Below are 14121 nucleotides of genomic sequence, written 5' to 3'. Positions count from 1 at the left end.
AGGGATCCCCGCAGCAGGGACCTCCGCAGCAGGGGGCGCCGCAGTCAGGGGCGCCGCAGTCGGGAGGATGGCCCGCCCCCGGGCCGTACACCTCCCCGGGGATGCCGTACGGGCCGTACGGCACGCCCGGCATGCCCGGCGCCGCGCCCTACGGGCAGCCGCGGCGCACCACCAACGGCCTCGCCATCGGCTCCCTCGTCTCCGGCATCGTCTGCTGCCTCCCGCCGCTCGGCCTGGTGCTCGGGCTCGCCGCCCTGCCGCGGATCAGGAAGCGGGGCCAGGCGGGCAAGGGGCTCGCGATCGCCGGCATCGTCCTCTCCGCGCTCAGCTGCCTGCTGCTCGTCCTCGGCCTCGCGACCGGCGGCTTCGGCACGGCGTGGGACGGCTTCAAGGAGGGCGTGGACGAGGCGGCCCGCTCGAAGTCCCCGGCCTCGCTGCGGACCGGGGAGTGCTTCGAGGACGAGGACAAGCTGAAGGAGTTCGCGACGGACGTCCAGGTCGTCGACTGCGCGCTCCCGCACGACGGCGAGGCGACCGGCCGCTTCAAGATCACCGGCTTCTCCGAGTGGCCCGGCGACGACGCGCTCGACGAGGTGGCGGAGAAGCGCTGCGACACGATCAACACGGCCTACGCGATGGACACCTGGGCCGTCCCCGCGGACGTCTGGACCTACTACTACCTGCCCAGCAGCCAGACGTGGCGCCGCGGCGACCGCACCGTGATCTGCGCGTACGCCACCGAGAAGGAACCCTTCAAGGGCTCCGTGCGGTCCGACGCCACCACCCTGAACGCGGACCAGATGTCCTACCTGCGGAGCGTCAACCCGATCGAGACGACGGCGTACGCCGAGCCGGAGGAGGACCCGGACGAGGACTTCGCGGCCAACAGGGCGTGGGCCGGCGACCTGCTGAAGGAGATCGACCGGGCCCGCGCCGGCCTCAAGGGCCGCCACTGGCCCGCCGCCGCCAACGGCCCGATCGCCGAGCTCGGCACCACGCTCGACGCCGCCTCGAAGAAGTGGGCGAAGCTGGCCTCGGCGGCCGACGCCGAGGAGTACTGGGCGGAGTACGAAACGGCCTGGAAGCTCCTGCCCGCGGAGCTCGGCGCGGACGTGCGGACCGCGCTCGGCCTCACGGGCACGCCGCCGGAGAGTCCGGGCGGCGCCTCGGTCTGAGGGCGGGGCCCGGGCCGGGGCGCCGACGGGACGAGTGGCTCCGTCGGCGCCCCGGGTTCCGTGCCGTGCCGTTCGGTCAGCGGCGGGTCAGGCCGCGGTCGATCGCGGTGATCAGTTCGCCGTCCGGGGTGTCGGCGTCGAGGGACCAGACCATGGCGCCGCCGAGCCCGTGCCGCCGGACGTAGGACGCCTTGGTGCGCAGGACGGTGGGGTCGTCGTACGTCCACAGGGTGGTGCCGTCGAAGAGCCAGGCGTGTCCGTTCTTCGGTCCCCGGTAGAGCTTGTACGTGCCCGAGTCGGCCAGCTTCTTCAGGTGCTTGTAGTCCTCGGAGCCGGCGGTCCAGGTCGCCGGCGCGGGGCCGGTGGCGGGCTGGCCGAGGCCGTCGCCGCCGCCGGTGACGCCGGTCCAGCCCTGGCCGTAGAACGGCATGCCGACGACGAGCTTGCGGGCGGGGGCGCCGCGGCGCAGCCAGGCCTTGACGGTCCCGTCGACGCTGAAGTCGTTCTTGGCGAAGAGCGCGGACTGCTGGGCGGTGGTCTTCTCGCCGGAGACGTGGAAGTCGTAGCCCTGGAGGTTGACGAAGTCGAAGTCCCGCATGATCTTGGCGACTTCGAAGCCCGCGTCGATCTTGGCGGGGGCGGTGGGCACGTACGCGCTGAGGTCGTAGTGCCTGCGCTGCGGCAGCGAGCGGCCGTAGGCGTCGAGCTGGGTGCGGAACTCCCGTACGAGCTTGGTGAAGTTGGGCTTGTCCTCCGGGCGGATCACGTTCCCGGGGGCGCCGTCCGAACCCGGCCACTCCCAGTCCAGGTCGATGCCGTCGAAGACGCCCGCCGCCGCTCCGGCGCCGCCGCGGGCGCCGTCGGCCGGGAGGTCGCCCTTGATGTAGGTGTCGATGCAGGACGCGACGAGGGCCTTGCGGCCGGCGTCGGTGCGCACCGCGTCGGAGAAGTGGGCCGAGCCGCTCCAGCCGCCCAGCGAGATCATGACCTTGAGGCCGGGGTGCTTCGCCTTGAGCTCGCGCAGTTCGTTGAAGTTGCCGGCGAGGCGCTGGTCGGCGGTGTCGGCCGTGCCGTCCACGGAGTTGGCGGCGTCGACCGGGCGCACGTAGTCGGCCCAGGGGTCGGAACCGGGGGCGTTGCCCATGAGGCACTTGCCGTCCGGGCCGATCACGCCGAAGGCGTAGTTGACGTGGCTGAGCTTGGCGGCTGTGCCGCTGGTCTCCAGGTCCTTGACCTGGAAGTTCCTTCCGTAGATGCCCCATTGGGTGAAGTAGCCGACGCGCTTCAGCGCGGGCGCGGGAGAGGAGGGCTGGTGCGCGTCGGCGGTCGGGGCCAGGGTGGCGAGGAGGCCGAGGGTGGCGGCGGCGGCCGCGCCGAAGGTCAGCTTGGTCATGGCTCTGGGACGCATGGGCTCGTTCCTGTGCGAGGCGGGATGGAGCGTGCGGTGGTTCCGGAGGGTTCAGGCAGGAACGTATTGGTCTGGACCAATGGGGTCAAGGGGTCGGCGCCGCCTATCCGGGGTGACCGCGGGTAGCAAGCCCTATCGCCACGCTGTCATCACATCGGGTGAAACTTTGGCCCATGCTTGCGGATCGCCACCGTCGGTTGTCAGTCTGTAGCTGTCAGTCAACCTGAGGGGAGTGTCCAGTGACGTTCGGTGAGCAGCCCGCCTATCTGCGCGTGGCGAGCGATCTGCGGGAGAAGATCGCCAACGGCTCGCTTCCCCCGCATGCCCGCCTCCCCTCGCAGGCACGCATCCGCGAGGAGTACGGGGTGTCGGACACCGTCGCGCTGGAGGCCCGCAAGGTGCTCATGGCCGAGGGGCTCGTGGAGGGGCGCTCCGGCTCCGGCACGTACGTGCGGGAGCGCCCCGTGCCGCGCCGCATCGCCCGCTCCGGCTATCGGCCCGCGACCGGCGCCACCCCGTTCCGGCAGGAGCAGGCCGCCGAAGGGGCCCGCGGCACATGGGAGTCGAGCAGCGAGCAGGAGTCGGCGAGCGCCGAGGTCGCCGAGCGGCTGGGCATCGACCCGGGGGAGCGGGTCATGCGCACGCGGTACGTGTACCGCGACGGGGGCGAGCCCATGATGGTCTCCACCTCCTGGGAGCCGCTCGCCGTCACCGGCCGGACGCCCGTCATGCTGCCCGAGGAGGGGCCGCTGGGCGGCTGCGGCGTCGTCGAGCGGATGGCGGCCATCGACGTCGTCGTGGACAACGTGGTGGAGCAGGTCGGCGCCCGGCCCGGACTCGCCGAGGAACTCCTCGCGCTCGGCGGCGTCCCCGGGCACGTCGTGATGGTCGTCGAGCGCACCTACTACGCCTCCGGCAGAGCCGTCGAGACGGCGGACGTCGTCGTCCCCGCCGACCGCTACCGCATCGCCTACCACCTGCCGGTCCGCTGACCGGCGGCCGACCGGTGGGGGCCCGGCCGCGGGGAGTCCGGCCCGCAGCGGGCCTGCCCGTGGGGGCCAGGGGTGATCCGGGGGCGGCCTACCCGGTGGGCGGCCTGCCCGTGGGGGCGAGGGGGCTCCGGGGGCCTGCTCCAGGGGCGGCCCGCCCGTGGGGGCCGTTCCGGTCGGCGGGTCGCTGAGCGGGGTCGGGTGTCCGGGGCGTGCGACCAAAAGTTAACGGGGTGTCAGGTCGCGTAACCGCGTGGCAACTCCTCGCCTACGACGGACGTCATTCCGGGGTCCTAGCTTCCTGGCCGTACCCGCGATCCGGCCGGACGACAGGAACCCCCATGACGGAAACGGTCACCACGCCCACCCCGGAGCCGGGGGCGGCCGCGCCGCCGCCCGGCCCTCGCCGCAGCTATGCCGAACTGGCGGCGGACGAGAGCCGCGAGGACTACTCGCTGCGCTACGCGCCGCACTCGTTCCGGCGCTGGTCGCCCGCGACCGTGGCCGGCACCGCCCTCGGGGGCATCGCCTACCTCGCCGACTTCGCCATCGGCGCGTCGATCGTCTTCACCTACGGCTTCGGCAGCGGCCTGGCCTCGATCCTCACCGCCGCCACCCTCATCTTCCTCACCGGCGTCCCCATCGCCCGGGCCTGCGCGACGTACGGCCTGGACATGGACCTCATCACCCGCGGCGCCGGATTCGGCTACTTCGGCTCCACCCTCACCTCGCTCATCTACGCCTCGTTCACCTTCATCTTCTTCGCCCTCGAAGGCTCGATCATGGCCCAGGCCATGCACCAGGCCGTCGGTCTGCCGGTCGAGATCGGCTACCTGGTCACCACGCTGATCGTCATCCCGATCGTCTTCCGCGGCATGGGCGCCCTCGCCAAGGTCCAGGCGTGGACCCAGCCGATCTGGCTCGTCGGCCTGGTGCTGCCCTTCGCGGTCCTGGCCGTCGAAGCCCCCGAGGCCTGGGGCGCCTTCACGTCCTTCGGTGGTACGGAGGGCGCCGGCGCGGGCTTCTCGTGGATCGGCTTCGGCCTCGGCACGGGCGTCGCCCTCTCGCTGATCGCGCAGATCGGCGAACAGGCCGACTACCTGCGCTTCATGCCCGCGAAGACCGAGAAGAACAGGCGGCGGTGGAACCTCGCCGTGCTGGCCGCCGGCCCCGGCTGGGTGGTCATCGGCGCCGCCAAGCAGCTCGGCGGCGCGTTCCTCGCCTTCGTCGCCCTGGAGGCCGTCGGCACGACCCACGCGCTGGAGCCGATCGCCCCGCAGATCGAGGCGCTGAAGCCCTGGCTCGGCTCCTTCGCCCTGCCCGCCGCCGCGCTGTTCGTGATCGTCTCCCAGATCAAGATCAACGTCACCAACGCCTACAGCGGCTCGCTGTCCTGGTCGAACTTCTTCTCCCGCGTGACCCACCGGCACCCGGGACGCGTCTGGTACATCTTCCTCAACCTCGCCATCGCGCTGACGCTGATGGAGATGAACATGTTCGCGGCGCTGAACAAGCTGCTCGGGTTCTACTCCAACGTCGGCATCGCCTGGATCGCGGCCGTCGCCGCCGACCTCGCCGTGAACAAGCGGGCCGGCTGGAGCCCCCCGTACATCGAGTTCAAGCGCGCCTACCTGTACGCCGTGAACCCGGCGGGCTTCGGCGCCATGGTCGTCGCCTCCACCGTGTCGATCCTCGCCTTCTTCGGTCTCTTCGGCACGTACGCGCAGGCGTTCTCCACCTTCATCGCCGCCGGGCTCGCCGTCCTCCTCTGCCCGCTGATCGCCTGGGCGACCAAGGGGCGTTACTACCTGGCCCGCCCCAACACCGTGAACGGCCCGTCGGTCGAGGTCGCCGACGAGCGGGCGACCCACGCCTGCGCGGTCTGCGAGACGGCCTACGAACTGCCCGACATCGCCGACTGCCCGGTGCAGGCCGGACCGATCTGCTCCCTGTGCTGCTCGCTCGACGCCGCCTGCGGGGACGTCTGCCGCAAGGATCCGCAGGGGGCGGGCGGTCCCGTCCTGATGCCGGTCCCGGTCGTCCCGCGCGCGTGACGCCCGGGGTGTGAGCTTCGGCCTCCTTCCGTCGGTTCCCGGCCGATCCGTATCTCTTTGTGAAAACGCATAACCGCTGTGTGAAGGTCAGGCGTAAGCTCCGGCATATGCGGATTGCGGTTTCCCGGAGATCCTCGACGGCGCCCGGACCGGCGGAAGGAGCGGCCTGATGACCGACAGCGGCCCCCTCCTGCCCTGGCTGGTCATAAGGCAGGACGACAACGGCAATCGCTACCGGGTGGGGAGGTACGCGACCAGGGACGAGGCCCAGAAGATCGCGGACAGCCTCGACGACCGCGGTCACAAGCAGCTCTACTGGGTCGAGCGCATCGGCACCCCCGCCCTCTGAGGACGGCGGCACCCCGCCCTCCGAGCGCGCCGGCGTCCCGGCCTCCGTGCGCATCGGCACCCCCGCTCTCCGGACGCGTCGGCCGCCGGCGGGGCGGACTACGCTCGCGCCCATGACCGAACGCGCCACCGACCCTGCCGCCGACCCCGCCCCGACCCGCGAACCCGACGCCGTGGTCGTCGTCGCGGGAGCCCTGTACGACGAGGGGCGGCTGCTCGCCGCCCGCCGCAGCGCCCCCGCCGAGCTCGCCGGCCGTTGGGAACTGCCCGGAGGCAAGCTCGAACCGGGCGAGACCGGTGAGCAGGCCCTGGTCCGCGAGCTCCGCGAGGAGCTCGGCGTGGAGGTCGAGCCGGGTGAACGCATCCCCGGTGAATGGCCGCTGAAGCCCGGTTACGTCCTGCGGGTGTGGACCGCCCGGCTGCTCTCCGGCACGCCCCGCCCGCTGGAGGACCACGACGAACTGCGCTGGCTCACCCGGCACGAACTCGACGCTGTCGACTGGCTCGACCAGGACCGCCCCGCCGTCGCCGAGGCCGCGCTGCGGATGCCGGAGGCGCCCGCCGACGGAGCGCGGGGCTGAGTCTCTACGCCGTTCGTGCCACCGTGCGCCCGCTCCTGCGACCCGTACGATATCCCGCCCGTAATTCCGGGTATGTCCAGATTGATCCCTGTAAGGGGACGTGGCCCTTCCGCTGACGCACGGCTGGGGAAGTGATCGGGTGTGATCGACACCGACGGCGACCGCGCCGAGTGGAACTTCCCCGCGGAGGCGAACGCCGTGCGTACGGCCCGCCACGCGGTGCGCGAGACCCTGCGCGCCTGGGAGCTCGACGCGGCCCTCGGGGATGTGACCGTCCTGCTGGTCAGCGAGCTGGTGACCAACTCCCTGCGGTACGCGTCCGGCCCCATCGGGGTCCGGCTCGTCCGGCCCCGCCCCGCCGACGCCGACCCCTCCCACCCGCCGGCGCTGCTCGTGGAGGTTTCCGATCCGCTTCCGGATCCGCCGACCGCGCGCGCCCCGGGACCCGAGGACGAAGGGGGTCGCGGCCTCGGCCTCGTGGCCTGTTCCGCCCGCCGCTGGGGGACCCGTAAAGGAAGGACGGGCAAAACCGTATGGTTCGAGCTGGCTCTCCCTGGTGAGTAAACAGGGAGGGACAACGATCACCGGTACTCGGCACGGGACGACCGAGACCACCCTGTGATCGGGAACGTCGTGCCGTCGGGGCCTGCCGTATTGAATACTGCGGGCATGGCCGATCCGGTGCGGTGAGCTGGAGGGGACGGTCGCGTGAGCGAGATATTCGAGACGGCGAGCGGCGGCGTCGTGTGGCAGAGCAGCCCGCCCGGCTCCATCTATGACTACATCCGGGTCGCCTCCTTCTCGATCGGGCCCGACGGCCTCGTCGAGCAGTGGAGCCGGCGGGCCGTGGACCTCTTCGGAGTCACCGCCGAGGAGGCCAGGGGCAAGGATCCCGTCGAGGCCTTCATTCCCGCCGACCTGCGCGAGCGAGGCCACCGACGGGTCAGGGAGATCCTCGACGGCAAGGAGTGGACGGGACTCGTCCCCTTCCGTCTGCCCGGCGAGGACCAGCCCCACGGCATCGCCGAGATGTACGTGATGCCGAGCGAGACCCAGACCGGCGAACGGGCCGCGCTGTGCATCGTCGTCGACGTGCGCGCCCTCCGCCGCATCGAGACCGACCTCGCCGCCTCCCAGGCGATATTCGGCCAATCCCCCTTCGGCTTCCTCCTCTTCGGCACCGACCTCACGGTCAAGCGGGCCAACCGGCGCTTCGCCACCGTCTTCGGCGGCTCCGCCGACGACCACCGGGGCCGCACCGTCCACGACTACCTCACCCGGCCCGAGGCCGACCGGATGACCACCGCCCTCCAGCGGGTCCTCGACACCGGGGAGTCCGTCACCGACTTCCGGATCGTCGGCGCCGCGCCCGGCGCCCGGGACCGCCGCCACTGGTCCATCAACCTCTACCGGGTCCACAGCGGTTCCGGGCGGCCGGTCGGCGTCGCCGGCCTCGGCATCGACGTCACCCGCCGTCACAACGCGGCGAGGGAAGCCGCCAGTGCCCGCCGCAACCTCGCCCTCCTCAACGAGGCGGGGGCCCGCATCGGCAACTCCCTCGACCTGGAGGCCACCGCCCGGGAGCTGCTCGACGTCGCCGTCCCCGGCTTCTGCGACCTCGCCTCCGTCGACCTCTACCAGGGCCTGCTCACCGGCGACGAGGCCCCGCCCGGCCGCTGGGGCAGCTCCCACGACGTCGGCTACGGGGCGGGCAGCGCCGAACTCCGCAGGGTCGCCTTCGCCAGCGCCGTCTCGGACACCCCCCTCAGAACCGACGAGGGCCACGCCGCCGACAGCGGCTGTTGCGGACCCGTGCCCATCGAGGTCGGGGCCGTCCACCGCTACCCCTTCAACTCGCCGTGCGCCGGGGCCCTGCGCACCGGCCGCGTCCGGACGGTGCCCGGCGCCGACGGCGAACTCGTCCAGTCCACCCTGGTCGTCCCGATGGTCGCCCACGACATCGTCGTCGGCCTCGTCCAGTTCTCCCGCACCAAGGGCAGCGAACCCTTCGGGGAGCGCGACCGGGCCCTCGCCGTCGAACTCGCCGCCCGCGCCGCCGTCTGCATCGACAACGCGCGCCTCTACCGCCGCGAGCACGAACGGGCGCTCATCCTCCAGCGCAGCCTGCTCCCACCCGGCGACCCCGAGGCGGCCGGCCTCGACATCGCCTGCCGCTACCTCCCGGGCACCACCGCCACCGAGGTCGGCGGCGACTGGTTCGACGTCATCGAACTCCCCGGCCACCGCACCGCCCTCGTCATCGGCGACGTCATGGGCCGCGGCCTGCGCGCGGCCGTCGCCATGGGCGAGCTGCGCACCGCCGTCCGCACCCTCGCCCAGCTCGACCTGGAGCCGGCCGAGGTCCTCTCCCACCTCGACGAGATCGCCCGCGGCCTCGGTGCCCCCATCGGCACGCAGCAGTCCCGCAGCCAGAAGTCCCGGGGCCCCGAACTCTCCGAGGTCTACCTCGCCACCTGCGTCTACGCCGTCTACGACGCGGTCACCCGCCGCTGCACCTTCGCCAACGCCGGACACCTCCCGCCGGTGCTCGTCGAACCCGGCGAGGAGGCCCTGCTGCTCGACGTGCCCCCGGGGATGCCGCTCGGGGTCGGCGGCGAACCCTTCGAGGAGGTCGAGGTCGAACTCCCGGAGGGCGCGCTGCTCGCGCTCTACACCGACGGCCTCGTCGAGTCCCGCGACCATCCCCTGGACGAGGGCCTCAACGCCTTCCGGCGCGCCCTCACCGACCCGGCCCGCCCGCTCGAGGACGTCTGCGACCGCGTCCTGAACAGCCTGAACACCGGCCACGGCGAGGACGACATCGCCCTCCTGATGGCCAGGATCCAAGGGCTCCCCAGCGAGGCCGTCGGCGACTGGCAGCTGCCCAGGGAACCCCGCTCGGTCGGCCGGGCCCGCGAACTCGCCCGCGCCCAGCTCGCGGCCTGGGACCTCGAACCGCTCGTCGACACCGTCGAACTCCTCGTCAGCGAACTCGTCACCAACGCGCTGCGGTACGGCGAGGGCGAGATCAGGCTGCGGCTGCTGCGCGACCGCACCCTCGTCTGCGAGGTCTGGGACGCGGGCCTGGTCCAGCCGCGGCGCCGCCGGGCCCGGGACACCGACGAGGGCGGCCGCGGCCTCCAGCTCGTCGGCCTGCTGTCCTCCTCCTGGGGCTCGCGCCGCACCCCGCGCGGCAAGACCGTCTGGTTCGAACTGGCCCTGCCGGACGGCGAGGGGGCGGCCGAGCCCACGGTGGAGCAACTCCTCAGCATGTTCTGAGGCATGGTCCGACGGACGTACCGACGGACGTACCGACGGACGTACCGACGGATGCTCTGAGGCCTGCCCAGGGGTCCGCTCCGGGGCGCGGCCCGAGGCGCGTCCTGCGGCGTGCTTCCGTACGGCCGCGAGGAGCCGGCGGATCAGCCCTTGAGCGCGGCCAGCCGGGCCTCGATCTCGGCGCTGTCGCCGAGCGCGTCCAGCTGCTCGAACTGGGCGTCCAGGGAGGAGGCGGCGAGCTCCTGCTTGCCCATCGCCCGCGCCTCCTCCCGGCGCACCTTGTCCTCGAAGCGGCTCAGTTCGCTCGTCGGGTCGAGCACGTCGATGCTCTTCACCGCGTCCATCATCCGGTTCTGCGCCCGCGCCGACGTGGCGCGGGCGACCAGCTCGTCGCGCTTCGCCCGGAGTTCGCCGAGCTTGGCCTTCATCTAATCGAGGCCGCTCCTGAGCTTCGCCACCACCTCGGTCTGCGCGGCGATCGTCGGCTCCGCCGTCCGCGCCTCCTTCTCGGACTGGAGCTGGCGGCCCAGCGCCACCTTCGCCAGGTTGTCGAAGCGGTCCGCCTCCGCCGTCTGCCCGCCGCTCCGCAGCTCGTCCGCCTTCCGGCTCGCGGCGAGGGCCTTGCCGCCCCACTCCTTCGCGGCCTCCACGTCCTCCTCGTGGTCCTGCTCCATCAGCCGGAGGTTGCCGATGGTCGAGGCCACCGCCTCCTCGGCCTCCGCGATGTTGTCCGCGTAGTCGCGGATCAGCTGGTCCAGCATCTTCTGCGGGTCCTCCGCCTGGTCGAGGAGCGCGTTGATGTTGGCCTTCGCCAGCTGGGTGACACGGCCGAGGACGGTCTGCTTGCTCATGGCTCTCCTTGAGCTCCTTGAGAGGGACGGGAAAAGGGAGGGCGGGGAGGACGCGGAGCGGTCCGCCCTCAGAAACGACCGCCGCCGCCCAGCCGGCCGCGCGTGCCGCTGCCGCCGAAGCTGCCGGGCCCGCCGCCGAAGCCACCACCCCCGAACCCCCCACCGGAACCCCCGCCCGAACGTCCACCGAACCCCCCGTGCCCGCTTCCCCGTCCCCCGCCGAACAGCCCACCGAGGATGATGCCGCCGAGGACCGCGCCGCCGAGCCCGCCGCCGCCGCTTCCTCCCACTCCTGATACACCGCCCAGGCCGTTCGGGTTCCCGTACGTGCGGACGTCCTGCTCGGCGAGGTCCTGGGCGCGCCGGGCGAGCGCGTCCGCCTGCCGGGCCTCCGCGAGCGCGGCCTGCGGGTCCTCGGCGGCGGCCAGCGAGTGGGCCTCGTTCCAGTGCCGCTGGGCCTCGGCCAGGCGCGTACGGGCCTCGCTGCCCACCGCGCCCCGGTGGGTGGTGACGTAGTCCGAGGCCGCGCCGATCGCCGAGCGGGCGGTCAGCATCGCCTGATCCAGGAGCGCGCGGGCGCGCCGGGTGCCCGACTCACGCTCCCGTGCGCCCTCCAGGGCCTCGTCGAGCGCCGTGTCGGCCTCCTCGACCCGGCGCAGGGCGTCGATCGGGTCGTACCGCCCGGCCTCCGTGCCGCGCCGCACCTCGGCGACCACGGACTCGGCCCGGGCGATCCGGCCCCGGAGGTCGGCCGTGGACACCCCGGCGGCGGTACCGCCGAGCAGGCCGCGGGCGTCCGCGAGGTCCGCGTCCGTCTCCGAGAGCGCACCCGGCAGCTTGCCCACCGCCTCGGCCAGTTCCTGCGCCCTGCGGTCCACCGCCTCGATCAGCCGGGCCGCCTGGTCCACGGCGCCCTCGGCCGCCCGGATGTGCACGGCGGCGCCGCCGTTGTCCCCGGCGTCGATCTGCTGGCGGGCCTGGTTGACGTGGGTCGTCGCGAACACGAGCCGGTCCTTCGCCTGCTCGACGTCGCCGGCGACGGGGGAGGCGGCCGTCTCGGCGTACCGCTCGCGCATGGCGGTCAGCGCCGCCTCGGCCGTGCCCACCCGTCCGGTCTGCTCCCGGAACGCGGCCTCGACCGTGGCCAGCGCCTCGGGGGCGGTCCGCTCCAGGGCCCGGAGCCGGTCGAAGTCCTCGGTCTCGGCGTCGAGCCGGGCGTCCGCCTCCGCGCAGCGGCGGAGGATCTCCTCCAGCATCGCCCGGCGGGTGGAGTCGTCCTCGGGGAAGGAGTCGTCGAGCTTCTGCCGCAGTCGGAAGGACGCCGTCAGCTGCTCCTTGGCGAACGCGACGGCCTCGGTGAAGGGGCGTACCGCGTCCTCGCCGAACTGGGCGGAGGCGAAGCCGAGTTCCTCCTGGCTGGTGCGGACGGCGTCGTCGGTGGCGACCAGCACGTGCCGGGCTTGGCCGTCGAGTTCGTCCAGGGACGGGGGTGCGGGTTCCGGCGGCGGGCCCCAGCCCTGCCCGCCCCGGGGGGTGGTGCGGGTCTCGGTGCGCCGGCGCCGTTTGGCGTACGCGTAGGCCGCCACGGCTCCCGCGCCGCCGACGAGGACCACCGGCAGGACGAGGTCGGAGGCGGAGGTGCCGTCGTCGGCCGCGCCGCCGGGGTCGGCGGGTCCGGGGGTGATCGCGGGGACGGGGACGGGCCGCCCGGCGAGGACGGCGTCGTAGCCGTTCGCCGCGCCGATGGCGGCGCCGGCCCAGTCGTTCTGCCGCAGCGCCGGTTCGACGGCGGTCCTGGCCACGTCGTCGAGCTGGTCCTGGGTGAGGCGCGAGGCCGGGTCGGCGGAGTAGCCGTACTGCCGGTCGTGGGTGGCGACCGCGAGGAGGACGTCCTCGGCGCCGAGGCCGTTGCGCTCGGCGGTGGCGTCGGCCCAGCTCTGCCCCGTGCGCCCGGAGAAGTCCCGTACGTAGACGACGAAGAGCTGGATCCGCTGGTCCTCGTAGAGCCGGTCGAGGGCCTCGACCACCGCGGGGCGGCGGTCGCCGAGGGCGTCCACCCGGTCGGTGATCTGCCCGTCGCGGGACAGGGCGACGGGCTCGTCGGCGTGGGCACCGTGCACGGCGGGCGCGAGGAGCCACCACGCCGCCACCAGTGCTGCGAGAAGGGCTCGGGTGGCTATGCGCGTCACAAAGGGGAGGTTATGTCCGGGTTTCGCGTGCCGCGACCGGACCGAAACCGTTCCCGGCCCCCGGGCGTCACTGTCGGTGGCCGCCTCTACGGTGGTTCCAGTGGCGTGACGACCTTCGGGGGGCTCGGGTTGAACGGACGGCTGCGGCGGTGGTGGCGGCGGGGGCGCTGGTGGGCCTTGGGCCTCGTGCTCGTCCTGGTCGTGCCCCCGCTCTTCGGGGCCCTCGCCCTCCGCGTCAGCTACGCCGGCGACCTCAGGGACGACGCCAGGACGCGCGGCAAGGACGCCTTCTGGATCGGCCACGCCTGGGTCGACGGACGCAAGAAGGACGCCGACCTGACGGCGCTCGCCGCCCGGCTCAAGGGCACGGGCATACGCGACCTGTACGTGCACGCCGGGCCCCTGGAGCACGACGGGACCCTGCCGGCCGCCAGGTACCCCCGGGCGAAGTGGCTGATCGACGGGGTGCACCGGACCATGCCGGGGATACGGGTCCAGGCCTGGCTGGGCGACGTCCTGGCCACCGAGGGCCCCACGGGGCTGCGCCTGGAGGACGCCGGGTCCCGGCGGGCCGTGGTGGGCTCGGCCCGGCAGGTCCTCGACGCCGGGTTCGACGGGGTCCACTTCGACCTGGAACCGCTGCACTCCGACGACCGGGACTACCTCTCCCTCCTCGACGACCTCGGGAAGGTGACCCGCGCCCGCAAGGCCCCGCTCTCGGTCGCCGCCCACCAGATCGACCCGCTGCCGGGCGCCCACACGGCGCTCGGCGCGGTCAGCGGCAGCGAGAAGTGGTGGTCGCAGGAGTTCTTCGGCGAGGTCGCCCGGCGCGTCGACCAGATAGCCGTCATGTCGTACGACACGTGGATGCCGCTGGAGAGCCTCTACGGCGGGTACGTCGCCCAGCAGACGAGCCTCGCCCTGGAGGTCACCCCGGAGTCGACCGACCTGCTGATGGGGCTCCCCTTCTTCCACGAGGACGACCTCGGCCACCACGAGAACGCGGAGACCGTCGCCGCGGCCGTCAGGGGCGCGCGGCTGGGCCTCGGCCGCACGGACCCGGGCCGCGAGCGCTTCGGCCTCGCCCTCTACGTCGACTTCGCCGCGCGCGAGGGGGACTGGGCGGCCTACCGCGCGGGCTGGCACTGAGCGGGCCCGCACGGAGCGGGGACCCCGGCCGCCGGGGCGGGAACGGGCGGAGGAGGATGGGTGCCGCACGGCCCGCGCGGGCCGTGGACCAGGGGGAG

General features: G+C 73.2%; 10 protein-coding genes and 1 pseudogene. 8 read left to right on the top strand and 3 right to left on the bottom strand.

Annotation, left to right across the window (positions count from 1 at the left end):
• Nucleotides 1–101 precede the first annotated feature (101 nt).
• Nucleotides 102–1175: a DUF4190 domain-containing protein gene (locus ACIQFX_RS03835; RefSeq protein WP_402458687.1), complete on the top strand. Its 1074-nt coding sequence runs from the start codon at nucleotides 102–104 to the stop codon at nucleotides 1173–1175.
• A gap of 76 nt (nucleotides 1176–1251) precedes the next feature.
• On the opposite strand, the gene ACIQFX_RS03830 is transcribed toward ACIQFX_RS03835, so the two are convergent.
• Nucleotides 1252–2583, bottom strand: coding sequence for a glycoside hydrolase family 18 protein (locus ACIQFX_RS03830; protein ID WP_402458685.1), 1332 nt, complete (start codon nucleotides 2581–2583; stop codon nucleotides 1252–1254).
• A gap of 239 nt (nucleotides 2584–2822) precedes the next feature.
• Between ACIQFX_RS03830 and ACIQFX_RS03825 the strand changes: the two genes are divergently transcribed.
• The 6 genes from ACIQFX_RS03825 to ACIQFX_RS03800 all read left to right on the top strand — a co-directional run bounded on the left by ACIQFX_RS03825 (nucleotide 2823) and on the right by ACIQFX_RS03800 (nucleotide 9834).
• Nucleotides 2823–3575, top strand: coding sequence for a GntR family transcriptional regulator (locus tag ACIQFX_RS03825; RefSeq protein ID WP_402458683.1), 753 nt, complete (start codon nucleotides 2823–2825; stop codon nucleotides 3573–3575).
• A gap of 338 nt (nucleotides 3576–3913) precedes the next feature.
• Entirely contained in the window at nucleotides 3914–5626 is a 1713-nt protein-coding gene (locus ACIQFX_RS03820; protein ID WP_402458681.1) for a purine-cytosine permease family protein, read from the top strand.
• Nucleotides 5627–5795: 169 nt separating this feature from the next.
• Nucleotides 5796–5975, top strand: coding sequence for an SPOR domain-containing protein (locus tag ACIQFX_RS03815; RefSeq protein WP_366308607.1), 180 nt, complete (start codon nucleotides 5796–5798; stop codon nucleotides 5973–5975).
• Nucleotides 5976–6087: 112 nt separating this feature from the next.
• On the top strand, nucleotides 6088–6555 hold the full coding sequence (locus tag ACIQFX_RS03810) for a (deoxy)nucleoside triphosphate pyrophosphohydrolase (protein ID WP_402458679.1): 468 nt from the start codon (nucleotides 6088–6090) through the stop codon (nucleotides 6553–6555).
• Nucleotides 6556–6696: 141 nt separating this feature from the next.
• Nucleotides 6697–7119: an ATP-binding protein gene (locus ACIQFX_RS03805; protein ID WP_376483257.1), complete on the top strand. Its 423-nt coding sequence runs from the start codon at nucleotides 6697–6699 to the stop codon at nucleotides 7117–7119.
• Between the two features lie 144 nt (nucleotides 7120–7263).
• A complete protein-coding gene (locus ACIQFX_RS03800; protein WP_402458676.1) occupies nucleotides 7264–9834 on the top strand; it encodes a SpoIIE family protein phosphatase in 2571 nt (856 codons plus the stop codon).
• A 143-nt stretch (nucleotides 9835–9977) separates the two neighbouring features.
• Here the strand turns inward: ACIQFX_RS03800 and ACIQFX_RS03795 are convergent.
• Both ACIQFX_RS03795 and ACIQFX_RS03790 read right to left on the bottom strand, forming a co-directional pair.
• Nucleotides 9978–10685: pseudogene (locus ACIQFX_RS03795) on the bottom strand (PspA/IM30 family protein).
• A 68-nt stretch (nucleotides 10686–10753) separates the two neighbouring features.
• Complete coding sequence (locus ACIQFX_RS03790; RefSeq protein ID WP_402458675.1) at nucleotides 10754–12874, bottom strand: TPM domain-containing protein; 2121 nt, start codon at nucleotides 12872–12874, stop codon at nucleotides 10754–10756.
• A 105-nt stretch (nucleotides 12875–12979) separates the two neighbouring features.
• On the opposite strand from ACIQFX_RS03790, the gene ACIQFX_RS03785 reads away from it, so the two are divergent.
• On the top strand, nucleotides 12980–14023 hold the full coding sequence (locus tag ACIQFX_RS03785; RefSeq protein ID WP_402458673.1) for a hypothetical protein: 1044 nt from the start codon (nucleotides 12980–12982) through the stop codon (nucleotides 14021–14023).
• Nucleotides 14024–14121 lie beyond the last annotated feature (98 nt).

Origin of the sequence: Streptomyces sp. NPDC093089 (assembly GCF_044754405.1) — a bacterium.
Taxonomy (GTDB): domain Bacteria; phylum Actinomycetota; class Actinomycetes; order Streptomycetales; family Streptomycetaceae; genus Streptomyces.
The sequence above is the reverse complement of the archived record's forward strand: the minus strand, read 5'-3'. Positions and strand labels throughout refer to the sequence as shown.

Excerpts from the sequence above, each read along its gene's own strand:
- ACIQFX_RS03835 (WP_402458687.1), top strand. The coding sequence starts at position 102 with ATGCCGTACGGGCCGTACGGCACGCCCGGCATGCCCGGCGCCGCGCCC.
- ACIQFX_RS03830 (WP_402458685.1), bottom strand. The coding sequence starts at position 2,583 with ATGCGTCCCAGAGCCATGACCAAGCTGACCTTCGGCGCGGCCGCCGCC.
- ACIQFX_RS03820 (WP_402458681.1), top strand. The coding sequence starts at position 3,914 with ATGACGGAAACGGTCACCACGCCCACCCCGGAGCCGGGGGCGGCCGCG.
- ACIQFX_RS03815 (WP_366308607.1), top strand. The coding sequence starts at position 5,796 with ATGACCGACAGCGGCCCCCTCCTGCCCTGGCTGGTCATAAGGCAGGAC.
- ACIQFX_RS03810 (WP_402458679.1), top strand. The coding sequence starts at position 6,088 with ATGACCGAACGCGCCACCGACCCTGCCGCCGACCCCGCCCCGACCCGC.